General features: G+C 74.2%; 20 protein-coding genes and 1 CRISPR repeat array. Of the genes, 10 read left to right on the forward strand and 10 right to left on the reverse strand.

What is annotated here, in order from left to right:
- Window positions 1-3: 3 nt before the first annotated feature.
- The 4 genes from O4U47_RS05620 to O4U47_RS05635 are packed head-to-tail and all read right to left on the reverse strand — an operon-like array spanning window position 4 to window position 4,212.
- On the reverse strand, window positions 4-855 hold the full coding sequence (locus tag O4U47_RS05620) for a carbohydrate ABC transporter permease (protein ID WP_270676470.1): 852 nt from the start codon (window positions 853-855) through the stop codon (window positions 4-6).
- Window positions 852-1,808: a carbohydrate ABC transporter permease gene (locus O4U47_RS05625; protein WP_270676471.1), complete on the reverse strand. Its 957-nt coding sequence runs from the start codon at window positions 1,806-1,808 to the stop codon at window positions 852-854. The genes O4U47_RS05620 and O4U47_RS05625 overlap by 4 nt, the downstream gene beginning before the upstream one ends.
- Complete coding sequence (locus O4U47_RS05630) at window positions 1,805-3,163, reverse strand: ABC transporter substrate-binding protein (RefSeq protein ID WP_270676472.1); 1,359 nt, start codon at window positions 3,161-3,163, stop codon at window positions 1,805-1,807. Before O4U47_RS05630 ends, O4U47_RS05625 begins: the two co-directional genes overlap by 4 nt.
- 38 nt (window positions 3,164-3,201) lie before the next feature.
- Window positions 3,202-4,212 (reverse strand): zinc-dependent alcohol dehydrogenase family protein, encoded by a 1,011-nt coding sequence (locus O4U47_RS05635; protein WP_270676473.1) that lies wholly within the window; start codon window positions 4,210-4,212, stop codon window positions 3,202-3,204.
- Between the two features lie 193 nt (window positions 4,213-4,405).
- On the opposite strand from O4U47_RS05635, the gene O4U47_RS05640 reads away from it, so the two are divergent.
- The 3 genes from O4U47_RS05640 (at window position 4,406) to O4U47_RS05650 (ending at window position 6,989) form a co-directional block, all read left to right on the forward strand.
- Window positions 4,406-5,338 (forward strand): sugar-binding transcriptional regulator, encoded by a 933-nt coding sequence (locus O4U47_RS05640; protein ID WP_270676556.1) that lies wholly within the window; start codon window positions 4,406-4,408, stop codon window positions 5,336-5,338.
- Window positions 5,339-5,424: 86 nt separating this feature from the next.
- Complete coding sequence (locus tag O4U47_RS05645) at window positions 5,425-5,859, forward strand: SgcJ/EcaC family oxidoreductase (protein ID WP_270676474.1); 435 nt, start codon at window positions 5,425-5,427, stop codon at window positions 5,857-5,859.
- A gap of 116 nt (window positions 5,860-5,975) precedes the next feature.
- Window positions 5,976-6,989, forward strand: a complete 1,014-nt coding sequence (locus O4U47_RS05650) for an acyl-CoA desaturase (protein WP_270676475.1) — start codon at window positions 5,976-5,978, stop codon at window positions 6,987-6,989.
- Here O4U47_RS05650 and O4U47_RS05655 read toward each other — a convergent pair.
- On the reverse strand, window positions 6,958-8,220 hold the full coding sequence (locus O4U47_RS05655; protein WP_270676476.1) for an MFS transporter: 1,263 nt from the start codon (window positions 8,218-8,220) through the stop codon (window positions 6,958-6,960). The genes O4U47_RS05650 and O4U47_RS05655 overlap by 32 nt on opposite strands.
- Window positions 8,221-8,341: 121 nt before the next feature.
- Between O4U47_RS05655 and O4U47_RS05660 the strand changes: the two genes are divergently transcribed.
- On the forward strand, window positions 8,342-8,944 hold the full coding sequence (locus O4U47_RS05660; RefSeq protein ID WP_270676477.1) for a TetR family transcriptional regulator: 603 nt from the start codon (window positions 8,342-8,344) through the stop codon (window positions 8,942-8,944).
- Window positions 8,945-8,993: 49 nt separating this feature from the next.
- On the opposite strand, the gene O4U47_RS05665 is transcribed toward O4U47_RS05660, so the two are convergent.
- Window positions 8,994-10,451, reverse strand: a complete 1,458-nt coding sequence (locus O4U47_RS05665) for an amidase (RefSeq protein WP_270676478.1) — start codon at window positions 10,449-10,451, stop codon at window positions 8,994-8,996.
- 130 nt (window positions 10,452-10,581) lie between these two features.
- Window positions 10,582-11,196 carry a TetR/AcrR family transcriptional regulator gene (locus tag O4U47_RS05670; RefSeq protein WP_270676479.1) on the reverse strand — a complete coding sequence of 205 codons (615 nt, stop codon included), beginning with the start codon at window positions 11,194-11,196 and terminating at the stop codon, window positions 10,582-10,584.
- A 138-nt stretch (window positions 11,197-11,334) separates the two neighbouring features.
- Here O4U47_RS05670 and O4U47_RS05675 point away from each other — a divergent pair, with 138 nt between their 5' ends.
- A complete protein-coding gene (locus O4U47_RS05675) occupies window positions 11,335-11,865 on the forward strand; it encodes a DnaJ family domain-containing protein (protein ID WP_270676480.1) in 531 nt (176 codons plus the stop codon).
- A gap of 50 nt (window positions 11,866-11,915) precedes the next feature.
- Window positions 11,916-13,775: direct repeats of the CRISPR family, unit length 29 nt; unit sequence GTGCTCCCCGCGCACGCGGGGATGGTCCC.
- Between the two features lie 12 nt (window positions 13,776-13,787).
- Here O4U47_RS05675 and O4U47_RS05680 read toward each other — a convergent pair.
- Window positions 13,788-14,576, reverse strand: coding sequence for a helix-turn-helix domain-containing protein (locus tag O4U47_RS05680; protein WP_270676481.1), 789 nt, complete (start codon window positions 14,574-14,576; stop codon window positions 13,788-13,790).
- A gap of 35 nt (window positions 14,577-14,611) precedes the next feature.
- Here O4U47_RS05680 and O4U47_RS05685 point away from each other — a divergent pair, with 35 nt between their 5' ends.
- On the forward strand, window positions 14,612-15,052 hold the full coding sequence (locus tag O4U47_RS05685) for a VOC family protein (RefSeq protein ID WP_270676482.1): 441 nt from the start codon (window positions 14,612-14,614) through the stop codon (window positions 15,050-15,052).
- Window positions 15,053-15,074: 22 nt separating this feature from the next.
- Here O4U47_RS05685 and O4U47_RS05690 read toward each other — a convergent pair whose 3' ends face one another.
- A complete protein-coding gene (locus O4U47_RS05690; protein ID WP_270676483.1) occupies window positions 15,075-15,779 on the reverse strand; it encodes a sulfotransferase family protein in 705 nt (234 codons plus the stop codon).
- Window positions 15,780-15,894: 115 nt separating this feature from the next.
- Between O4U47_RS05690 and mmuM the strand changes: the two genes are divergently transcribed.
- Together mmuM and O4U47_RS05700 are read left to right on the forward strand one after the other, a co-directional pair.
- The gene (gene mmuM / locus O4U47_RS05695) at window positions 15,895-16,788 is read left to right on the forward strand and encodes a homocysteine S-methyltransferase (protein WP_270676484.1); all 894 of its coding nucleotides are present in this window, start codon (window positions 15,895-15,897) and stop codon (window positions 16,786-16,788) included.
- A 117-nt stretch (window positions 16,789-16,905) separates the two neighbouring features.
- Window positions 16,906-18,993 (forward strand): serine/threonine protein kinase, encoded by a 2,088-nt coding sequence (locus O4U47_RS05700; protein ID WP_270676485.1) that lies wholly within the window; start codon window positions 16,906-16,908, stop codon window positions 18,991-18,993.
- On the opposite strand, the gene O4U47_RS05705 is transcribed toward O4U47_RS05700, so the two are convergent.
- Window positions 18,994-19,917, reverse strand: a complete 924-nt coding sequence (locus tag O4U47_RS05705; RefSeq protein WP_270676486.1) for a LysR family transcriptional regulator — start codon at window positions 19,915-19,917, stop codon at window positions 18,994-18,996.
- A gap of 250 nt (window positions 19,918-20,167) precedes the next feature.
- On the opposite strand from O4U47_RS05705, the gene O4U47_RS05710 reads away from it, so the two are divergent.
- Window positions 20,168-20,590, forward strand: a complete 423-nt coding sequence (locus O4U47_RS05710) for an SRPBCC family protein (RefSeq protein ID WP_270676487.1) — start codon at window positions 20,168-20,170, stop codon at window positions 20,588-20,590.
- A gap of 111 nt (window positions 20,591-20,701) precedes the next feature.
- Entirely contained in the window at window positions 20,702-21,721 is a 1,020-nt protein-coding gene (locus O4U47_RS05715; protein ID WP_270676488.1) for a zinc-binding dehydrogenase, read from the forward strand.
- Window positions 21,722-21,926: the final 205 nt, after the last annotated feature.

Raw genomic sequence — 21,926 nt, forward strand, 5'->3', positions numbered from 1 at the left:
CCCCTATTTCACCGCGCCCATCGACAGGCCCCGCACCAGCTGCCGCTGGGCGGTCCAGCCCACCACCACGATGGGCAGCGAGGCCATGACCGCCGCCGCCGACAGCTGCGCCACGAACAGGCCCTCGCTGGTGATGAACCCGGTCAGGAAGACCGGCACGGTGGCCGCCTGGGCGGCGGTCAGGTTCACCGCGAAGAAGAACTCGTTCCACGCGAAGATCGTGCAGATCAGGGCGGTGGCGGCGATGCCGGGCGCCATCACCGGCAGCATCACCGACCACAGGATGCGGGGCAGCCCGGCCCCCTCCACCCGGGCGGCCTCCACGATCGCCCCGGGCACCTCCAGGAAGAACGAGCGCAGCATCCACACCGCGATCGGCAGGTTCATCGCCGTGTACAGCACGACCAGCGTCCACACGTTGTCCAGCATGGACAGCCACGACGCGGCGACGTAGATCGGCACCACGACCGCCACGACCGGCAGCATCTTCGTGGAGATGAAGAAGAACAGCACGTCCTGCGTGCGCTTCACCGGGGCCACCGACAGCGCGTAGGCGGCGGGCAGGCCGAGCACCAGGACCAGCACGGTCGAGGCGACGGTGGCGATCAGCGAGTTGCCCGCGTACGGCAGGAAGTCGGCGCCCAGGACCGCCGTGAACCGGTCCAGCGTCGGCTGGAAGAACAATGTGGGCGGGTCGGTCGCCGCCTGGTTCTCCTCCTTGAAGGCGGTCAGCACCAGCCACAGCACCGGTGAGACGAACAGCAGCGCGATCGCCCAGGTGGCCGCGGTCAGTGCGGCGCCGCGCGCGCTCCCGCGGGGACGGCGCGCCGGGCGCGGGGTGCTCACGGCGGTCACGTTCTCGCCTCCTGTGCGTTCATGAACGTCCGGAAGATCAGCCGGAGGGCGAGCGTGGCCACGATGATGGTGCCGACCACCACCACGACCCCCATGGCCGCCGACTGGCCGATGTCGAACCCGAGGAAGGTCCGCTGGTAGATGTAGAAGGGCAGGTTGGAGCTGGCGGTCCCCGGGCCGCCCTGGGTCATCATGTAGATGGTGTCGAAGGTGTTCACCACGTAGATCGACCCGAGCAGCACCCCCAGCTCGATGTAGCGGCGCAGGTGCGGAAGGGTGATCCAGGCGAACATCTGCCACCGGGAGGCCCCGTCGACCTGCCCGGCCTCGATCACGTCGCGCCCCTGGCTCTGCAGGCCCGCCAGCACCAGCAGGGTCATGAACGGCGTCCACTGCCACACCAGGGCCACCACCACCGAGAACACCGGCGACTGCGACACCCAGTCGGCGTCCCCGGCGCCCAGCGGCCCCAGCACGAAGTTCACCAGGCCGAACACCGGCTCGAACATGATGTGCTTCCACAGCAGAGCCGTCGCCACCGGCAGCACCAGGAACGGGGTGATGATCATGGTGCGCGCCACCCCGCGCCCCCGGAAGGGGCGGTCCAGCAGCAGCGCCAGGCCGATCCCCAGCAGCATCGCCACGATCACGCACGAGGCGGTGATCAGGACGGTGTTGGCCGCCGCGCCGAGGAACTGGCGGTCGGTGAAGACGCGGGCGTAGTTGGCCAGCCCCACCCACGCCTGGGAGTCGGGCCGCAGCAGGTTCCACGACCGCAGCGAGTAGAAGATCGTCGCCAGGAACGGGATCTGGGTGGTGGCCAGCAGGAACACCAGGGCGGGCAGGAGGGGCGCGCGCCGCGCCCACCCGGCCGCGCGCCGGCTCCGCCCCTGGTCCGGCCGCCGGGCGGGCGCCGCGGGCGCCTCGCGCGCGGGCGCGGTCGCAGCGCTCATCGCTCGTCCTCCTTGTAGGTGTCGCCGACGTCCTGGGCGTAGCGCTGGCTCTGCGCGAGCGCCTCGCCGACGGTGATCTGCCCGGCGATCGCGGCGCTGAGCTGCTGGCTGACGCGGGTGCCCAGGTCCTGGAACTCAGGGATCGCGAGGAAGCCGATGCCCTGGTAGGGGACCGGGCGCGTGCCCGGGTCGGCGGGGTCGGCCTGCTCGATGCCCTGCAGCATGGGCTCGGCGTAGGCGCCCGCCGCCTCCTGGTACCCGGGCTCCTCGAAGGTCGACAGGCGGTTGCCCGGCGGCACCCGCTGCCACCCGTACTCGTCGGCCACCAGGCGGATGTAGTCCTTGTCGGTCATCCACTCCAGGAACGCCCACGCCTCCTCCTTGTGCTCGGAGGTGGCGGGGATGCCCAGCGACCAGGTGTAGAGCCAGCCGCCGTAGTCGGTGTCGACGACCGGGGCCGGGGCGTAGCCGTTGAGCCCGGCCACCTTCCCCGCGGTGTCGTCCTCGATCGTGCTCACCATGGAGGTCGAGTCGTAGAACATCGCGGCCCGGCCCTGGGCGTACCGGTTCAGGCAGTCGCCGAACCCGCTGTTGGCGGCGCCGGGCTGGCCGTGCTCGCGCACCAGGTCCACGTAGAAGTCGGCGGTGCGGCGGAACTCGGGCGACTCCAGCTCGGCGTTCCAGCCCCGGTCGTACCAGCGGCCGCCGAAGGTGTTGAGCATGCTGTTGAACGGGCTGAGCATCTCGCCCCACCCGGCCAGGCCGCGCATGCAGATCCCGGACACGCCGGGCTCGACGCCGTCCAGCTCGGCCGCGAGTTCGGCCACCTCCTCCCAGGTGGGGTTCTCCGGCATCTCGGCCCCCGCCTTCTCGAAGAGGTCCTTGCGGTAGGCCAGGAAGGAGGACTCGCCGTAGAAGGGGACCGAGTACATGTCCCCCTCGTAGGAGAGGTCCTCGCGGATGGAGGGGATGAAGTCCTCGTCGTCGTAGCCCTCGGAGGCGTCGATGGAGGGCTGCAGGTTCTCCAGCCAGCCGTACTCGGCCCACTGGCGGGTCTCGTAGTTGCTGATCATCACGGCGTCGAACTCGCCGCCGCCGGTCGCCACCGACGTGGTGATCTTCGCGCGCGCCTCGTTCTCCGGCAGCGAGACGAAGTCGACCTCGATGCCCGGGTGCTCCTCGCGGAACCGGTCCTGCAGCGAGATCGCGTCCTGCATCTGGGGGTTGGAGACGATGGCGACGGTCAGCCGGACGGTGTCGCCGCCGGAACCGGTGGCGCCGGCCCCGGCGCATCCGGTGAGCAGCAGCCCGGCGGCGGCGATGGCGGCCGTCCGGGCGACGGGGATGGAGCGCATGGGGTGCACTGTGCTGCCTCTTCCGATCGCTTCGGGTCTCAGGAGGCGCCGCCCTCGGCGCCGGGGACGACCTGGATCTTCACGCCGGCCCCCGCGCGCATCATGTCCAGGGCCTCGGGGAACTTCTCCAGCGGCAGCGCGTCGGTCAGCAGGGGGGCGGTCTCGATCGCGCCCTGGCCGATGAGGTCGACCGCGGCGCCGAAACTGTTGAGCACCGCCATCGAGCCGACGATGGTGATCTCGTCGTTGTAGATGCGGAACGGCGACAGCGCCACCCGCGCGTCGTCGGCGGCCACGCCGAAGACGAGCAGCCGCCCGCCGCGCCGCAGGGCGGAGAACGCGGCCTCGATGGCCTGGGGCGCGCCGGTGACGTCGACGGCGGCGTCGAAGCGCTCGTCGTCCAGGTCGGCGGTGTCCTCCGCGGTGGCGTCGGCGCCCAGGTCGGCGGCGATCGCCAGGCGGCGGGGGTTGCGGTCGACGACGGTGACGCGCGCGCCGGAGCCCTGCAGGAGCTGCTGCAGGAGCAGCCCCATGGTTCCGGCGCCCACCACCAGGAAGCGCTCGCCGACCGCGGCGCCGATGCGGCGGACGCCGTGCACCGCGCAGGACAGCGGCTCGACGAGGGCGCCCTGGCGCATGCTGACCGCGTCGGGGAGCAGGTGGCAGTTGGCGGCCGGGACGGCGACGTACTCGGCGAAGGCGCCGTCGACGGTGTCGCCCGTGGCGCCCCAGTTGGCGCAGAGGTTGCCGCGGCCGGACCGGCAGGGGCCGCAGTGGCCGCAGAACAGGGACGGGTCCACGGCCACCCGGTCGCCGGGGCGCAGGCCGCCGGGCGCGCCCTCGCCGACGGCGGCCACGGTCCCGGCGAACTCGTGCCCGGGGACCAGCGGGTAGGGGCTGGGCGGGAACTCGCCGTCGGCGATGTGCAGGTCGGTGCCGCAGATCCCGCAGGCGCCGACGCGGACCACCACCCCGCCGGGTGCGGGGACGGGGTCGGGTCTGTCGCCCACGGCGACGGATCCGGGCTGGGAGATGATGGCGGCACGCACGAGGGGTCTCCTGGGGTCGGGGATGGGTGACCCGCGCCGCTCATGTGAGCGGCATGGGTCACAGATGTTTCGTGTATTGAAAACCCAACGGAAATGCGGTGTCAATGCGCGTCGCTCGATCGAGTACACTGCTGCGCATATGAGCGAACGGCGGAGTGAGGCGCAGGAGGCCGCCCCCAGCGGCCCCGCGGAGATGGTGCGGCTGGCCGCGATCGCCCGCAGGTTCTACCTGGACGGGCGCTCGAAGGTGGAGATCGCCGAGGAGTTCGGGCTGAGCCGGTTCAAGGTCGCCCGGGACCTGGAGGCGGCCCGCGGCGCCGGCATCGTGCGCATCGACGTGCGCCTGCCCGAGCGGCTCGACGGCGCGCTGTCGGAGCGGCTGCGGGAGGCCTACGGCCTGCGCCGGGCCATCGTCGTGGAGGCCGCCGAGGACCCGGGGGAGACCCGCAGGGCGCTCGGCTCGGCCGCGGCGCGCCTGCTGCCGGAGATCGTGCGCCCCGGCGAGGTGCTGGGCCTGGCCTGGAGCCGGGTGCTGCAGGCCGTGGGCGCCGAGCTGGCCGAGCTGCCCCGGTGCACGGTGGTGCAGTTGAACGGCGTGCTCTCGGAGTTCGCCGAGGGCGGCGGGTCGGTGGAGACGGTGCGCCGGGCGGCGTCGCTGTCGGGCGGCCCGGCCTACCCGGTGTACGCCCCGCTCATCCTCCCCGACGCGGCCACGGCGGCGACGCTGCGCGCCGACCCGGGCATCGCGGCGGCCTTCGCCCACTACGACCGGCTGACCACGGCGGTGGTGGCCATCGGCGGCTGGGACGAGCGGAACTCGACGGTCTACCAGGCCCTCGACCCGGACTCGCGGGCCCGCTACGCCGGCCTGGGGGTGCGCGCGGAGGTCTCGGCCCAGCTGATCGACGCACAGGGCGAGCCGGTCCACTGCGACCTGGACGAGCGCGTGATCAGCATCCGGGCCGAGCAGCTGCGCAAGGTGCCCGAGGTCGTCGCGGTCGCCGGCGCGGGGGACGAGGCCAAGGCCCGGGCGATCGGCGCGGCGCTCACGAGCGGGCTGGTGTCGACCCTGGTGACGGACAGCGCGGTGGCCCACGTGCTGCTGGAGGGTGCGGCCGGGGGCTGACCCCCGCCGGGGGCCCACGGGGGTGGCGGCGGCCGCACCGCCCCGAGACTTGACCTGAAGTGAACTTGATGTCCGAGGGTGGGGCCATGGACATCACGGAGTTCGAGACGACGGAGAACGCCCCCGCGGACGCGGAGGCCGAGGTCGAGGCGATCGAGAAGGTGGTCGCCGGGGTGGAGCGCGCGCAGCGCGACGAGCTCCCCGAGGAGTTCCTCCGGCACTTCCGCAGCGACGCCGTCTGGACCACGGGGCACGGCAAGCGGCTGGTGGGCCGGGAGGAGATCGCCGCCTTCACCCGCAGGGTGCTCCCCGGCGCGATGCGGGGCAATACGCCTAGGTACGAGGTGCTGGGCGTGCTCTTCATCCGTCCGGACGTGGCCGCCGTCAAGGTGCGCCAGACCTACCGCGGCCCGGACGGGGAACGGGTGGGGCCCGAAGGCAGCCCGCTCTACGTCATGGCCAAGGAGCAGGGGGAATGGCTCCTCACCGCCTGCCAGAACACGCTCGTGGCGCAGGAGTGAGCCCGGAGGGCCCACCCTCCGGCGCCCCCGGCAGCGGTGCGGACGGCCCTGGCAACCTACGGAACCGTAAGTTACGGTGTCGTAGGTAATCGACGTTCGCACCGCAGAGGGGGGACATGACCGCTGCACCCGGAACACCGGCCCCGCCCCACGGCCCCGCACCCAATGACCCCGCGCACCGGCGGGCGTCCGGCGCGCCGGAGGCCGACCTCGACCCGGAGGTCCGCGGCGGCGCCGAACGCGCCACGGTCTTCGCCTACGTGCTCCTCCCCCTGGCGGCCCTGGCCGCCGCCGTGCCCTTCGCCTGGGGGTGGGCCCTGGGGCCGGCGGACATCGCCATCGGCCTCGTCTTCTACCTGGTCGGAGGGCTCGGCATCACCGTCGGGTTCCACCGGTACTTCACCCACGGCTCCTTCAAGGCCAAGCGCCCCCTGCGCATCGCCCTCGCGCTCGCGGGGACGCTGGCCTTCGAGGGCAGCGTCATCAAGTGGGTGGCCGACCACCGCCGCCACCACAAGTACGCCGACGCCGAGGGCGACCCGCACTCGCCGTGGCGCTTCGGCGACGACTGGCGCTCGGTCGCCAAGGGCCTCTACTACGCCCACATGGGGTGGCTCTACCTCGACAAGCGCAGGACCTCGCTGCGCCGCTTCGCCCCGGACCTGCTCCGGGACCGCGACATCGCCCGCATCGACCGCTGGTCGGTGCCGATCTTCGTGTTCTCGCTGTTCTCGCCCGCGCTCATCGGCGGGCTGGTGACCATGTCCTGGTGGGGCGCCTTCACCGCGTTCTTCTGGGCCGGACTGGTCCGGGTTGCGCTGCTGCACCACGTGACGTGGTCGGTGAACTCCATCTGCCACACCATCGGCGAGGAGGACTTCGAGGTCCGGGACCGCTCCCGGAACGTGTGGTGGCTGGCCGTCCCCTCCTTCGGGGAGTCCTGGCACAACCTGCACCACGCCGACCCCACCTGCGCCCGCCACGGGGTGCTCAAGGGGCAGGTCGACATCTCCGCCCGGGTCATCTGGGCCTTCGAGAAGCTGGGCTGGGCGTACAAGGTCCGCTGGCCCGACGCCGAACGCCTCAAGGCGAAGAGGGTCACCGCCGGCGCCGGCGGTCGGCGGCCGTGAGCAGGGCCCAGGCCGCCAGGGCGACCGCGACGGTGGCCGTCGCCGCCCCGCTCGCGGCGACCCAGCCGGCCGCCTCGTACAGGGCCGCGCCCACGCCCGACCCGGCGGCGCCGGCCAGGAAAGTGCCGAACATGAAGACCGTGTTCATCCGGCCCCCGGCCTCGGGGTTGGACGCCAGCACGGCGGTCTGGTTGCCGACCTGCGCCGCCTGGAGCCCGGCGTAGAGGACCGCGATGCCCACGGCGGCCACGGGCGGTCCCAGGTGGGCCGCGATCAGCAGGGCGGCCCCGGCGGTGATCGCCGCGAGACCGGCGCCCCGCACCGGCCAGGTCCCGAACCGGTCGATCGCCCGCCCGGCGACGGGCGCCACCAGGATGCCGAACGCCCCGAAGGCGCCGAAGAGCGATGCCCCGAGCGTCGAGAACCCGTAGCCCGGGCCGGTGAGCAGGAAGACCAGCGCCGTCCAGACCATGTTGAACGCCGCGAAGGCCGCGCCCTGGAACAGCAGCGACCGGCGCAGCGCCGAGACGCGCAGCAGGCCGGGCAGGGACGCCAGCAGCGCCGGGTAGGACGGGCGCGCGCTTCCCGGGGCGGCCGCGGGGGCGTCGGCCGCGCGCGGGAGCAGGGCGATGGTCAGTGCGCCGACGGCGGCCGTGGCCACCGCCGCCGCGACGAAGACCGGGCGCCACCCGGCGAACTCGCCGAAGGAGCCGCCGACCACGCGCGCGGCGATCGCGCCGGTGAACACCCCGGCCTGGAGGACGGAGACCACCCGCCCGCGCCGCTGGGGGCCGGCCAGTCCGGCGGCGACGGGCACGAGCAGCTGCGGGATGACGGTGAAGGCCCCGGCGGCCAGCACGGCCGCCGCGAGTGCGGGAAGCCCGGGGGCCGCGGAGGCGGTGGCCAGGGCGCCGACCGTCCCGGCGACCAGCGCGATCAGCAGGGGGCGCCGCCGCACGGTGTCGCTGAGCGGCAGCAGGAACAGCAGGCCCAAGGCGTATCCGAGCTGCCCGGCGGTGGTCACCAGCCCGGCCTGGTCGGCGGAGATGCCCATGGAGTCGGAGACGAGTCCGAGCAGCGGGGCGCTCAGGTAGATGTTGGCGACCGTCACGGCGCAGGCCAGGGCGAGCACGGCGGTGAGCGTGCCGGTGACGCCCGCCGGGGCGCCCGCTCCCGGGCCGCTCGTGGGGCGGGGCCCAGTCGGTCGCTCCGCGGTCGACGGTGCGGGCATGGTCGGCCTCCGAAGGGGAGAGGATGGAACGAACCAGATGGTTCGGTTGGCGGTGGGGGCGACTCTACACCTCGGATCGGAGGGAACGAACCGTCTGGTTCGAAAATGTAGTGTGGATCCCATGGGGTACGACGCCGCCGCCACCAAGGCCCGCATCCTGAAGGCGGCAACACGGGAATTCGCCGACCACGGGATCGCGGGCGCCCGCGTGGACCGGATCGCCGCCGCGGCCGAGGCCAACAAGCGCGCGATCTACGACTACTTCGGCGGCAAGGAGCAGCTGTTCACCACGGTGCTGTCGGACGCCTGCTCGCGGCTGTCGGCCGAGGTGCCGCTGCAGGAGGGCGACGACCTCGCCGAGTACGTGGTGCGCGTCCACGACTACAACCGCGGCCGGCCCGAGTACCTGCGGCTGCTGATGTGGGAGGAGCTGCACTACACCGAGGGCCCGGTCCCGGCGGAGGACTGGCGGACCGAGCGCTACCGCCGCAAGGTCGCGGTGATCGCCGAGGCCCAGCGCAGCGGCCGCGTGCGCGCGGACATGCGCCCGGAGGTGCTGCTGTTCATGCTGCTGTCCCTGGTGAACTGGGCCGTAGGGGCGGGCCAGCTCCGCCGCCTGATCACCGGCGGCATGGGCGAGGATGAACTGCGCACCACCCTGCGCGCGTCGGCGTCGGCCCTGCTGGTGGGAGAGGGGGCGGCCGACCGTGCGGAGCGTGCGTGAGCGGAAATAGGGATCTACATCGTCAAGGTGGTGATCGGTCCGCCCCCGCTCACCCCAGCCGCGGACGCCGCCTCCCATGGCCCGTCGCCTCCTCGAACGCGGCCGCATGGCCGAGCAGGCGCCGCTCCGACCGGTGCGGCCCGACCATCTGAACGCCCACGGGCAGCCCGTCCGGTGTGAACCCGCCCGGGACCGACAGGGCGGGGCAGCCCGTCACCGTCACCCAGAAGCCGGAGGCCATCCACTCCAGGTAGTCGCCCATCGGCCGGCCCGCGACCTCCGAGGGGTACTCCCGGCCGGCGTCGAACGGCGGGACCTGGCTCACCGGGAGCAGCAGCAGGTCGTAGCGCTCGAAGAACACGCGGAAGCGGTGGTACAGCTCCGCCAGCCCCGTCTTGGCGCGCCCCACCTGTTCACCCGTCAGCGCCGCCCCCTCGGCCGCGTTGCGCACGACCGCCTCCTTGACCTGGCCCGGGTGCGCCTCGATCACCGGCCCAAAGGCAAGATGGAACTGCCAGGCCCGCAGCGTCCGGAAGACCTCGTCCGCCCCGGAGAAGTCCGGTAGCGCCTCCTCGACCGAGGCCCCAAGGCGCTCCAGCGTCCCGGCGGCCTGGGCGACGACCTGCACCACCTCGGGTTCGACCGGCAGCGCCCCGCCGAAGCCCGGCGCCACCGCCACACGCGCGCCGCGCACCCCGCCCGGCGCGGGTTCGGCGAACGCCGCCCCGGGCTCCTGCAGCGCCATCGGCGCCCTGGGGTCCGGCCCGGCGAGCACCGAGAGAAGCAGCGCCGTGTCGGCGACGGTCCGCCCCATCGGACCGGGCGTCGACAGCGTCTCCCAGGGGAGCGCCGACGGCCACGCCGGTACCCGCCCCGGCGACGGCCGCAGGCCGACCACGTTCGTGAACGACGCCGGGTTGCGCAGCGACCCGCCCATGTCCGACCCGTCGGCGACCGGGACCAGCCCGGCCGCCAGCGCCGCCGCCGCGCCCCCGCTGCTGCCGCCCGCGGAGCGGGAGGGGGCGTACGGGTTGCGCGTGGTGCCGAAGACCGGGTTGAAGGTGTGCGACCCGGCGGCGAACTCGGGGACGTTGGTCTTGCCGACCACGATCGCCCCGGCGGCCCGCATTCGCTCCACGACCAGGTCGTCGGCGTCGGGGACGTGGTCGGCGAAGACCGGCGAGCCCAGGGTGGTGCGCACGCCCGCCACGGCGTGGGTGTCCTTGACCGCGACGGGAAGTCCGTGCAGGGGGCCGGGGTCGGCGCCCGCGGCCAGGCGCTCGTCCGCGGCGGCGGCCTCCTCCATCGCGCGGTCGCCGCACACCGTCACGACCGCGTTCACCCGTGGACCGATGGCGGCGATCCGGTCCAGGTGCGCCGCGACGACCTCGCGGGCCGAAACCTGCCGCTCCCGGAGCATGCGCGCCAGCTCGGCGGCTCCCGTCCAGTGGAGCGCGTCGTCGTGGTCGTCGGAGGAGGGCCGGGCCGGGGGGTGGGTCTCGTGCATGGGGGAATCATGCCGCCTCGTTGATCTCGACGAAAGTGTTGCCAAATCCGCCGGAATGACAGCACTTTTGTCGAGATCATCGACGAGGGGGCGCCCACTCGGCGTGACGTCGCTGAACTCCAGACAGGACCTAAGGGGCGGGCTGTCCGTCGAGGACACGGTCCACGTGGTATTCGGCGACGGCGCGGGCGCGGTCGGGGGTGAGGCGCCCGGTGAGGACGTCGGTGCCGAGCCCGTGGGTGAGCGCCAGCAGGCGGGTGGCCTCCAGCGCCGGATCGCGGTCGGCGGGGAGGGAGCCGTCCGTGCGGGCCTCCTCCAGCAGGTCGGCCAGTTGGCGCTCAAGGCGCTCCGGGCCGGAGACGAAGGGCTGCTCGGCGAGCGCGGGGTCGGTCATGGCGAGGACGGCGAAGGAGGTCCACAGCAGATGGAACACGCGGCTCTCCTCGTCGTCGGGGACCGCCTCGGCGACGAAGGCGTGCAGGCGCGCGCGGGCCGGGGCGGGGGAGGGGAGGGCGGCGAGGCGCTCGTTCCACCGCCGGTGGCTGTGCTCCTCGAGGTGGAGCAGTGCGGCGTGCATGAGGCCGCCCTTGGTCGCGAAGTAGTACTGCACCAGGCGGAGCGACACCCCGGCCTCGGCGGCCACCGACCGCATGGTGACCGCGTGCAGCCCGTCGCGCGCGGCGGTGCGGACCAGCGCGTCGCAGATACCGGCGCGCCGCTGGCGGTGGTCGACGGTTCTGGGCACGGGGGTGCGCTCCTTCCAGGGGGTCTTCGAGGGCGGTGCCGGGGTGGCGCACCTTCATGATACAGACGTATCATGAAGGTCGGTCGGGTACGGAGCGGACGCCCGGCCCCGGCGGAGCACGGAGTTGGGGGAGCGGCCATGACCGAGCGCAAGCCCTCGGGGGTGGAGTGGGAGTCCTGGGCGGACCAGCAGGTCCGCGAGGCCATGGAGCGCGGGGAGTTCGACGGCCTGCCGGGGGCGGGCAAGCCGATCCCGGACATCGACCGCCCGCGCGACGACCTGTGGTGGGTGCGGCGCAAGACCGAGCAGGAGGGCGTGGCGCCGCTGCCCCCGGCGCTGCGCGTCCGCAAGGAGGCCGAAGAGGCCCGGGCCGCGGCCGTGGGGGCCCGCACCGAGGACCAGGCGCGCAGGATCATCGCCGAGATCAACGAGCAGATCGTGCGCACGGTCAAGTTCCACACCGGCGGGCCGCCGCTGAACATGATGCCCTTCGACGTCGAAGAGGTCGTGGCCGAATGGAGGGAGCGGAGGGCCGCCGACCTGCGCAAGGCGGAAGAGGGACGCGCCGAACGCGCGCGAGAGGCACAGAGGGCGGCGGATGAGAGGCGCAGGCGCCGTTGGTGGCACATCTTCGGCCGAGGAGCGGCGGGGCGGCGGGCAGATCAGTAAAGTGGTTCAAAACAAGAGGTTGCTTGGCGAATAGCTGCAGGTCAGAAAGAGTGCTCCCCGCGCACGCGGGGATGGTCCCGGCGAGCAGGAAACGCAGCAACAGGCCCGCCGGTGCTCCCCGCGCACGCGGGGATGGTCCCAGGTTCCCGGGCAGGGAGGTGGGCGCGTCGGCGTGCTCCCCGCGCACGCGGGGATGGTCCCCGGCAGGTCGGGCTGCAGGGCCAGAACGGCGGGTGCTCCCCGCGCACGCGGGGATGGTCCCTGGGGGGCGTACTCCTCAAACCATGAGTACATGTGCTCCCCGCGCACGCGGGGATGGTCCCTCCTCGATGCTGTAGGCAAGGCCCGGTTGGTAGTGCTCCCCGCGCACGCGGGGATGGTCCCGCGGTGACCCCGCCGGCCGCCCGGGATCTGATGTGCTCCCCGCGCACGCGGGGATGGTCCCCCCCCCGAGCCATTTCGGGCGGTTGTACTCGACGTGCTCCCCGCGCACGCGGGGATGGTCCGCCTGAGTCCCCGCGTTCTTCAGGTAGAACCGGGTGCTCCCCGCGCACGCGGGGATGGTCCCGCCACCATCGCGATCAGCTCGGATGAGCGCACGTGCTCCCCGCGCACGCGGGGATGGTCCCCTCGCCGACGAACCCGCCGACGCCGCCCCCGCGTGCTCCCCGCGCACGCGGGGATGGTCCCGTCACCGGATCTCCTTCGTTCGGGTCTTGCGCGTGCTCCCCGCGCACGCGGGGATGGTCCCGAGTGGAGCGCGTTCCTGGACGCCGTGCGCGAGTGCTCCCCGCGCACGCGGGGATGGTCCCGCCGGCCACCCGCGGGCCTCGTAGTAGTTCGCGTGCTCCCCGCGCACGCGGGGATGGTCCCTCAACCCCCGCAGCACCGCCGATGCTGTCAACGTGCTCCCCGCGCACGCGGGGATGGTCCCGCCGGTTTCCTGGACGCTCTGGCCACGAACTCGTGCTCCCCGCGCACGCGGGGATGGTCCCGTGTGCTCCAGGGCGGCGTGTCCGCCGGTGCCGTGCTCCCCGCGCACGCGGGGATGGTCCCGGTTCGGGTGGCGGCGGGCGCGGCCGCCCGCCGTGCTCCCCGCGCACGCGGGGATGGTCCCGTGCCCGCCGCCGTCATGGAGATGGACCAGGAGTGCTCCCCGCGCACGCGGGGATGGTCCCTACACGGTGACCAGCGCCGTGGCGGAGGCGGTGTGCTCCCCGCGCACGCGGGGATGGTCCCGCGTCCCAAATGGCGGCGCCCAGGTCCACGAAGTGCTCCCCGCGCACGCGGGGATGGTCCCCAGGCCTCGATCATCGACGGGCTGGAGGTGTCGTGCTCCCCGCGCACGCGGGGATGGTCCCTGCAGCAGCACGCGCGGCAGCACCAGGTGGGTGTGCTCCCCGCGCACGCGGGGATGGTCCCCGTTGTGGCAGATCGCCGCGACCGAATCGGCGGTGCTCCCCGCGCACGCGGGGATGGTCCCGTGGGCGAGGTCGAGCGCAAAATGCGCTTGCTGTGCTCCCCGCGCACGCGGGGATGGTCCCGCCACCCGGCTCCTGAAGGAGCAGGGCGGGCAGTGCTCCCCGCGCACGCGGGGATGGTCCCGGCTTCGACCGCGGCGACCCCGGGGGAGTAGGGTGCTCCCCGCGCACGCGGGGATGGTCCCTGGAGGGCTCACTACTCCTCATCCACCCCGGCGTGCTCCCCGCGCACGCGGGGATGGTCCCAGGAAGGTGTCGATGGCGTCGACGTCGCCCTGGTGCTCCCCGCGCACGCGGGGATGGTCCCGAGGCCGACGAGCGCCTGGCGGCCGCCCGCGAGTGCTCCCCGCGCACGCGGGGATGGTCGCGAGGTCCTCAAGCCCGCCGCCGAGTCCCTGCCGTGCTCCCCGCGCACGCGGGGGTGTGGGCCCTACGCGGGTCTCAGGCCGTTTCTTCTGGCAGGACGGCCCCTACTCCCGAGGTGCGTTCCTTCAGCAGCGCTCTCGGGGGCAGGCCCGACATTCTCCGTACCTCCCGGCTCAGGTGGGCCTGGTCGGCGTAGCCCGCTTCTACCGCCAGCTCGGCCAAGCGTCGCCCCGGGCCCCCGTCGGCCAGGGTCAGGAACCGTTGGAGGCGCATCACCCGCTGTAGTTCCCTCGGGTCCAGGCCCGTCGCCTCCAACACCAGCCGCCGCAGGTGCCGCTCGGAGACCCCCGCCGCCTCGGCGCAGCCGCCCACCGACGCCGCCGGGGTGCCCAGCGCGCGCAGGGCCGCGCGGACGCGGGCGTCGGAGTGTCGGCGCGGCCGCAGCTCCGGCGGGTCGCCGTTCCAGACCTGTTCGGCCAGGAGCCGCGCCTCTCCTGCGGGCAGGACGTTCTCCGAGGGCGCATCCGCGTCCCGCAGCGCGTCGGCGGGCCACCCGAGTACCGGGCCGATGGCCGACGGGCGCAGGCGCAGCCCGCGCACCGCCGATCCCGGGGACAGCCGGGCCAGGGCCGCCTGTGCCGCTGGGCCGACCAGGCGGGCCTCTCCGCCTGAGGTGACCACCACGTCGGCGCAGGCGTCGGGAAGCACCCGCTGGACGTACCCGCCCCCGCCCTCGTGCGCGATCCGCTGCTCCCACGCGCACGAGACGCCCGGGACCGGGGGACCGGCGGGCCGGAACTCGCGGTAGGACGACCGGCCGCCGACGGGCGCGGACCCGCATCCGCGCTTGTCCGTTTCGTTCAAGACCGGCCACCCCCCACACCGCCATCATCAGGGGCATGAACCAGTCCGTCCACTTCATCACCCTGTCCACGCTCGACCTGAACGCCGCCCGGGACTTCTACGTCTCCGGGCTCGGCTGGACCCCGCTCATGGACGTGCCGGGGGAGATCGTCTTCTTCCAGATCGCCCCCGGCACGGTGCTCGGCCTCTTCGAGGCGGGCAGGTTCGCCGCCGACATGGAGGGTGGGCCCGAGGACGCCCGCCTGGGAGGGGTGACCCTCGCGCACAACGTCGCCTCCCCGCAGGAGGTCGACGCCGTCGTCGACCAGGCCCTGAAGGCGGGCGCCCGCCTCGTCAAGAGCCCGGCGAGGGCCGACTTCGGCGGCTACCACGGGCACATCGCCGACCCCAACGGGGTGGTGTGGGAGGTCTGCCACAACCCCGGCTGGAGCGTGGACGAGGACGGGACCGTGCGTCTGGGCCCCGTCGAGGGGTGACGCCCCTCCGGGGGAGGGGCCCTCAGGAGGAGTAGGGCGCCTCCCCCTTGATCACGCTCCCGAAGCGCTTCTTGACCTCCTGGGCCTCGTTGAGCCGGGGAAAGGGCTCGCCCTCGGGGACCGGCACGCCCAGGAAGTCGCACAATGGCTCCCAGCCCTGCGACACCTCGAACACCAGCAGGTTCTCCGCGGGCACCGTCGCGCGCACGTGTTCCACGTGGCGTTCGAAGGCCGCGATGGCCGTCGCCTCGTCCGGGACCGCGTCGGCGTCGATGCCGAAGGCCCCGCGCCACATGGTGTTCAGCAGCGTCCGGCGCAGCTTCTGCAGGCGCTCCACGGCCTGCGCGGCCTCCGGGCCGAGCTCCTCGGGCGCCTCCTGCCCGGCGGCGTCGACCGTGGTGGCGGCCTGGAAGATGGTCTCGCGGGCGCTCGTGTACCAGCGCCGGGGGTCGCGGACGGTGAGCAGGATCCTGGCGTCCGGGTTGGCCCGGTACACCTCCTCCCAGTAGTAGCCCGTCGGCCAGTCGACCGCGGACGCGTACCCCTCGTAGAGGCGGTCCCAGGACGCCTCGCCCTCGCCGGGGGTGAGCGACCACAGCGCGCTCTGCTCGGGGCGGCTCATCACCTCGAACATGTGGTGGCAGGGCCCGAACCCGAGCCGTTCGAGCGCGGCCTTCATGGAGAGCGTTCCGGTGCGCGGGTACCCCGCGCCGATGACCTTGAGCATGTGCACCGTCCTCGGCGAATCGCGCCTGCCGCCCATGGCCGGGCGCCCTGGGTCCGAGCGTCCCCCTGCCGGGAAAGGGCCCACAAGGGCCCCGGCCGGTTCTAGAGTGGCGGCCATGGAGGCGCTGCTCAGAGGCCGGGACACCGTGGTGCTGGACGGCGGGCTGGCCACCCGCCTGGAGGAGTACGGCTGCGACCTGTCCGGCGGCCTGTGGTCGGCGCGGCTGCTGGCCGACGCCCCCGGCCTGGTGCGCCGCGTGCACCGCGACTTCTTCGACGCCGGCGCCGACGTCGCCGTCTCCGCGTCCTACCAGGCGAGTTTCACCGGCTTCGCCGAAAGGGGCATCGGCCGCGACGAGGCCGCCGCCCTCATGCTCCGCTCGGTGCGCCTGGCCGCGCAGGCGCGCGACGAGGCCGGAGGCGGCCTTGTGGCGGCCGGAATCGGCCCCTACGGTGCGGCGCTCGCCGACGGGGCGGAGTACACCGGGGACTACGCCCTGGACGCCGAGGCGCTCGCCGACTGGCACCGCGAGCGCTGGCACCTGCTGGCCGGATCCGGCGCCGACCTGCTCGCCTGCGAGACGGTGCCGTCCGTGGAGGAGGCCCACGCGCTGGCGGCGCTGATGGAGGAGAGCCCGGAGGTGCCCGTGTGGGTGTCCTTCTCCGGCCGCGACGACGCGCACATCAGCGACGGCACGCCCATCGCCGAATGCGCCGCGCTGTTCGGGGACCGGCCGCAAGTGGTCGCCGTCGGCGTCAACTGCACGCCGCCCCGGCACGTCGCCTCTCTGGTGGCCGCCGCCGTCGCGGCGTCGGGGCGGCCGGGTGTGGCCTACCCCAACTCGGGCGAGTCCTGGGACGCCCGGGCGCGCGCGTGGACCGGGACGGCCGACCCCGAGGAGTTCGCCTCCGGCGCGGACGGCTGGCGGGCGGCGGGGGCGCGCCTCATCGGCGGCTGCTGCCGCACGGGCCCTGGCCACATCCGGCGGATCCGCGCTCATATCGGGTGATGTCGCGGGCCCGAGACTGCTGTGCGGGCACCAAGAGCACTAGGGTTCTGTACTCGACGCCTCCCGCGGCGGCGCGCCGCGGGCGGGCCGGCGGCGGAAAGGCGAATAGGGGAGCGCATGACGGACGGACCCAGGAGACTCGGCGGATTCACCCTGTACGGGGAGCTCGGGCGGGGCGGGTTCGGCACCGTGTACCTGGGGGTGGACGACGAGGGCCGCCAGGCGGCGGTGAAGGAGCTGCACCCCCACATGCTGGAGGACGCCCACGCCCGCGAGCTGTTCCGCCGCGAGCTGGACGCGGCCCGGGGCGTGCGCGGCTTCTGCACCGCGTCGGTGCTGGAGGCCGACGCCGACTCCGAGCGCCCCTGGATCGCCTCGGAGTACGTGGAGGGGCCCACACTGCTGGCCGAGGTGCGCGACAACGGGCCGCGGCACGGCGCCGACCTGGAGCGCCTGGCCGTGCACACCGCCACCGCGCTGGTGGCCATCCACGCGGCGGGGGTGGTGCACCGCGACTTCAAGCCGGACAACATCCTGCTGGCCGAGGACGGCCCCCGGGTGATCGACTTCGGCGTGGCGCGGCTGGCCGAGGCCGGGGCGGCCTCCACGGCCGCCGTGGGCACGGTCGGCTACATGGCGCCCGAGCAGCTCCAGGGGTCGCGGATCGACGACCGGGCCGACGTGTTCGCCTGGGGCGCCACCATGGTCTACGCCGGGAGCGGCGGGCAGGCCTTCCCCGGGCCGAACGTGGGCGCGCGCATGCTGCGGGTGATCAAGGGCCCACCCGAGACCGGTGCCCTGTCCGGGTACCTGCGCACGGTCGTGCTGCACTGCCTGGTGAAGGACCCGGCCGAGCGGCCCTCGGCCCGGGAGGTGCTGGACATGCTCACCGGCGCCGAGCAGGTGCCGCCCGCCCCCGACCCGGGGACCGCCGCGGCCGGGCCCACCGTGCGGGTGGCGCCGCCGCGCCGGGAGGCCGCGGCCGAGCTGGAGACGCAGGCCGTCCCCGCCGCCGGGGTGGCGCCGCCGCGCCCGCGTCCGGCGCCCGACCGGTGGTCGGATCCGACCGGGACCCCGTCGGGGGGCGGCGCGCCGGGCGGCCCCGACCCGCGGGCCCGCCTCGCCGCCGCCGAGCGGCACCTGCTCACCGGGGACGGCGGGGCGGCCCAGGAGCCGCTGCAGCAGGCGATCGCCGGGTTCGACCAGGCGGGCGACGACGGGCGGGCCGACTACGCCCGCATCCTGCTGGGCGACCTGCACAACGTGAACGGGCGGCACGAGGACGCCTGGCGGCTGCTGGAGTCCCTCCGGGAGCGGTTCGAGCGGGCGGGCAAGCGCGTGCACCTGGCGCGGTGCCTGCGCGGCATGGCGCTGCTGGACCACGGCCAGGTGTGGGACGGCCGCTCGGGCGGCGGGCTGGGGTCGCTGGTGGGCGGCCTGCTGTCGCGGCGCGGGGCCGACCCGTGGCGCGCGGAGGCCCGCCTGGAGCTGGCCGAGAGGTCGCTGCTGCTGTTCCACGAGCTCAACCACGGCAGGGAGAGCGCCCGCACGCGGCTGGTGCTGGGCCAGGTGCTCAGCGAGGTGGGGGAGGCCGACCGGGCGCTGGACGCCTTCTCCCAGGCGGTGAGCGGCTTCGAGGCGCTGGGCGACCGGTGGTGGGAGGCGCGGGCGCGCCGCATCACCGCCCAGACCCGGTTCCACGCGGTGATGGAGTCGCAGATGGCGGTGGGGGTGTACACCGGGCCGCCGCGCGAGGGCAAGGAGCTGTCGCTGGTGCTGGACCACGCGCGGCGCGCGGTGCGGCTGTGCGGGAAGGCGGGGGACCAGCGGGGCCGTATCGCCGCGCAGGTCCTGCTGGCCCGCGTGGTGTGGGCGACCCTTGGGCACGAGGGGGCGCAGGCGCTCCAGGCGGCGGAGGTGCCGTCGTCGGCGACGCCCTCGTCGGGGCCGGGGTCCACCGCGCAGACGGCGTGGTACGAGCGGATGACCACCTCCGACGAGGTGGAGGCGCTGCTGGAGACCAGCGCGGCCGAGGCGCGGTCGCAGGGGCTGGAGGAGCTGGCGGCCCAGGCGCGGCTGTGGCAGGAGCGGCTCTTCCACGAGAGCCCGGGCGTGCACGTCCAGGGGTGGGAGCTGCACAAGAAGCCGCAGGAGGTGCCCTTCGAGGAGAGCGGCCTGACCCGCGGGGACCGCTGCGCGGTGTAGTCAGGAGGCCGGTGCGGGGCCGTTCCGGCGGCAGTGGCCGACGAACTCCTGGGCCCGCCGGTTCAGGCGCATGCTCCTCGGCCAGGCCAGGACGACGGCCTCCTCGCGGACGGGTTCGGCGATCTCCTTGACGACGACGTGCATGCCCTCGTAGGTGCGGTCGTTGGCCGGGCGCTGCACGAGGACGCCGTAGCCCATGCCGCGCCCGATCAGCGCGCGCGCCGTCTCGAACGTGGTGGGCCGGTGGCGCACCCTGGGCGTCACGCCGAAGCGGTGGAACAGCGACAGGGCGTGGTGGGAGCTGGGCGCCGCGTCCAGGAGCACCATGGGCTCGGCCTCCAGGGCGCGCAGCGACACCTCGGTCAGGCCGGCCATGGGGTGGTCGGCGGGGAGCAGGATGTGGGGGCGCACGGAGAACAGGACGGTGCGCTCCATCTCGGGCATCAGGTCCATGTCGTAGAGGACCGCCAGGTCCAGTTCGCCGCGGAGCAGGCGCCGCTGCAGCACGTCCTGGGTGTCCTCGGCGAAGTCGACGGTGACCTCGGGATGGAGGGAGGCGAAGCCCTGGAGCAGCGGGGGGAGGACGGTCGGGGCGAGCGTGACGTAGCAGCCCAGGGAGAGCACTCCGGTGAGGGCGCCGCCGCCGCTGGCCTCGGCCTCCAGCTCCTCGGCTTCGCGCAGGAGGCGGCGGGCGCGGACCAGCAGGCTGGTCCCGGACGGGGTGAGGGTGACGCCGTGCGCCTTGCGGCGGACGCACAGCTGCACCTTGAGCGCGCGCTCCAGGTCGTTGAGGGCCAGTGACACCGCGGGCTGGGAGATGTGCAGCCGCTCGGCGGCCTCGGTGAGGGTGCCCGCCTCGGCGATGGCGACGAAATAGGCGAGCTGGCGGAGGGAGAACCGCGGCGGCGCGGGCGGCTCGGACACGGGGACACCGGCCTTTCCGGGGCGGTGGTGGTGCGCAGGCGCCGGCAGGGGGTCCGGCCTGGGGTGATGCCACTCTAGAGCGCCGCACCCGACTCCGCCACGGGTGGGCGATACGTCCGGGACGCGTGCTATGCCCCTGCGGGCGCGGTGCCGGGGAGGGGGTCTGCCGTCTGGCGGTCCGGGCCGCCGGGGCCGACAATGGCGCCAGGCGGCCGCAACCGGGCCGTGCACGCGGTCGAGAGGCGGTCGGATGCGGATGCGGTACGAGAGCACGACGGAGATCGCGACGCGGCCGGAGGAGGTGTGGCCGGTGATGACCGACGTGGAGCGCTGGCCCGACTGGCTGCCGACGGTCGCCTCCGTGCAGGCGCTCGACGACGGACCGCCGCGCCCGGGGGTGCGCTACCGGCTGGTGCAGCGGCGCACGCCTCCGGCCGTGTGGGCGGTCACCGTGTTCGCCCCCGCGCGCGAGTTCACCTGGGCGACCCGGTTCCTCGGCGCCCGGATGACCGCCGAGCACCACCTGGAGGCCGCCGGAGGGGTGACGCGGGTGCGCCTGGTGCTGTCCCTGGAGGGCCGCGCGGCGCCCGTGCTGGCGTCCATCGCGGGGGCGAGGATGCGCCGCTTCGTCGACATCGAGGCGACCGCGCTGAAGTGGCGCTGCGAACCGTGACCCGCCCGCCTCGCCCACGGGTTTGACCTTAACTGAACTTGAGGTGTGAGGGTGGTGCCCACGCCGTCCCGGACAGGCCGGGAGGGCAGGACCCGGAAGGGGAGTGGCGCCATGCGCGCGGTGCGAGTGGAGCGGTTCGGCGGCCCCGAGGTGCTGGTCCCCGCGGACGTCCCGGCGCCCCGGGCCGGAGCGGGCGAGGTCGTGGTCGGCGTCGAGGCGGCCGACGTCATCTTCCTCGACACCCAGCTGCGGACCGGCTGGGGCAAGGAGTACTTCGCCCTGGAGCCGCCCTACGTCGCGGGAGGCGGCGTCGTCGGGACGGTGGCCGAGGCGGGGGAGGGCGCCGACCCCGCCCTGGTGGGGACCCGGGTGCTCAGCGGCACCGGCGAGCGCTCCCCGGAGACGGGGCGCACCACCGCCCCTCAGGGCGGCTACGCCGAGTACGCCGCGGCGCCCGCCGCAGGCGTGGTTCCGGTGCCCGACGGGGTGGGCGCGGAGCAGGCGCTGGCGCTGCTGTCCGACGGGGTCACCGCCCAGCTCATCGCCGACACGGTGGCCCCGGCGCGGGGGGAGGCGGTCGTGGTCGCCGCCGCGGCCGGAGGGCTCGGGTCGCTCCTGGTGCAGTTGGCGAACGCGGCCGGCGCCCGCGTGATCGGCGCGGTGCGCGGCGAGCGCAAGCGCGCCTGGGCCGCGGAGCAGGGGGCCGAGCACACGGTCGACTACGCGCAGGAGGGGTGGACCGACCGGATCCTGGAGCTGACGGGCGGGGCCGGGGCCGACGTGGTGCTCGACGGCGCCGGGGCCGCCCTGGGGACCGCGGCCTTCTCCCTCACCAAGGACGGCGGCCGGTTCGTGGGCTACGGCGCCGCGGGCGGCGACTTCGCCGAGATCGACCGCGCACGGGCCCAGGAGCGGGGGATCCGCGCGCTCGCGCTCCTGGAGCTGCCCGCCCTGGACCTGGCCAAGGAGCGCCACCTCCTCCAGCGCCTGCTGGACAAGGTGAAGCAGGGCGAGATCTCCCCGAAGGTCGGGCAGGTGTTCCCCCTGGAGAAGGCGGAGGACGCACACCGTGCCCTGGCCGAGCGCACGACGCTCGGCAAGACCCTGCTGCGGGTGGCCGACGACGGCTGACCTGGAAGGAGAAAAGGGGCGGACGGTGCGGGCGCACCGCCCGCCCCTTCAGGGTTGACGGCCCGCCGGTCCAGGGATTGAATAGCGGGCGTGCAGCGCGGCGCCGCAGCGACGAAGGCGGCGGCCGGGCGGCACCTGACCCTGGAGAGATGCCGTGATGGAAGCACGCGTCTGCGGACTGATCTAGCGCACGGCGCCGCATGAC

The organism is Nocardiopsis suaedae (assembly GCF_027706745.1).
In the GTDB taxonomy this organism is placed as follows: domain Bacteria; phylum Actinomycetota; class Actinomycetes; order Streptosporangiales; family Streptosporangiaceae; genus Nocardiopsis_A; species Nocardiopsis_A suaedae.

Excerpts from the sequence above, each read along its gene's own strand:
- O4U47_RS05625 (WP_270676471.1), bottom strand. The coding sequence starts at position 1,808 with ATGAGCGCTGCGACCGCGCCCGCGCGCGAGGCGCCCGCGGCGCCCGCC.
- O4U47_RS05630 (WP_270676472.1), bottom strand. The coding sequence starts at position 3,163 with ATGCGCTCCATCCCCGTCGCCCGGACGGCCGCCATCGCCGCCGCCGGG.
- O4U47_RS05640 (WP_270676556.1), top strand. The coding sequence starts at position 4,406 with ATGGTGCGGCTGGCCGCGATCGCCCGCAGGTTCTACCTGGACGGGCGC.
- O4U47_RS05645 (WP_270676474.1), top strand. The coding sequence starts at position 5,425 with ATGGACATCACGGAGTTCGAGACGACGGAGAACGCCCCCGCGGACGCG.
- O4U47_RS05650 (WP_270676475.1), top strand. The coding sequence starts at position 5,976 with ATGACCGCTGCACCCGGAACACCGGCCCCGCCCCACGGCCCCGCACCC.
- O4U47_RS05655 (WP_270676476.1), bottom strand. The coding sequence starts at position 8,220 with ATGCCCGCACCGTCGACCGCGGAGCGACCGACTGGGCCCCGCCCCACG.
- O4U47_RS05660 (WP_270676477.1), top strand. The coding sequence starts at position 8,342 with ATGGGGTACGACGCCGCCGCCACCAAGGCCCGCATCCTGAAGGCGGCA.
- O4U47_RS05665 (WP_270676478.1), bottom strand. The coding sequence starts at position 10,451 with ATGCACGAGACCCACCCCCCGGCCCGGCCCTCCTCCGACGACCACGAC.
- O4U47_RS05675 (WP_270676480.1), top strand. The coding sequence starts at position 11,335 with ATGACCGAGCGCAAGCCCTCGGGGGTGGAGTGGGAGTCCTGGGCGGAC.
- O4U47_RS05685 (WP_270676482.1), top strand. The coding sequence starts at position 14,612 with ATGAACCAGTCCGTCCACTTCATCACCCTGTCCACGCTCGACCTGAAC.
- O4U47_RS05690 (WP_270676483.1), bottom strand. The coding sequence starts at position 15,779 with ATGCTCAAGGTCATCGGCGCGGGGTACCCGCGCACCGGAACGCTCTCC.
- mmuM (WP_270676484.1), top strand. The coding sequence starts at position 15,895 with ATGGAGGCGCTGCTCAGAGGCCGGGACACCGTGGTGCTGGACGGCGGG.
- O4U47_RS05700 (WP_270676485.1), top strand. The coding sequence starts at position 16,906 with ATGACGGACGGACCCAGGAGACTCGGCGGATTCACCCTGTACGGGGAG.
- O4U47_RS05710 (WP_270676487.1), top strand. The coding sequence starts at position 20,168 with ATGCGGATGCGGTACGAGAGCACGACGGAGATCGCGACGCGGCCGGAG.
- O4U47_RS05715 (WP_270676488.1), top strand. The coding sequence starts at position 20,702 with ATGCGCGCGGTGCGAGTGGAGCGGTTCGGCGGCCCCGAGGTGCTGGTC.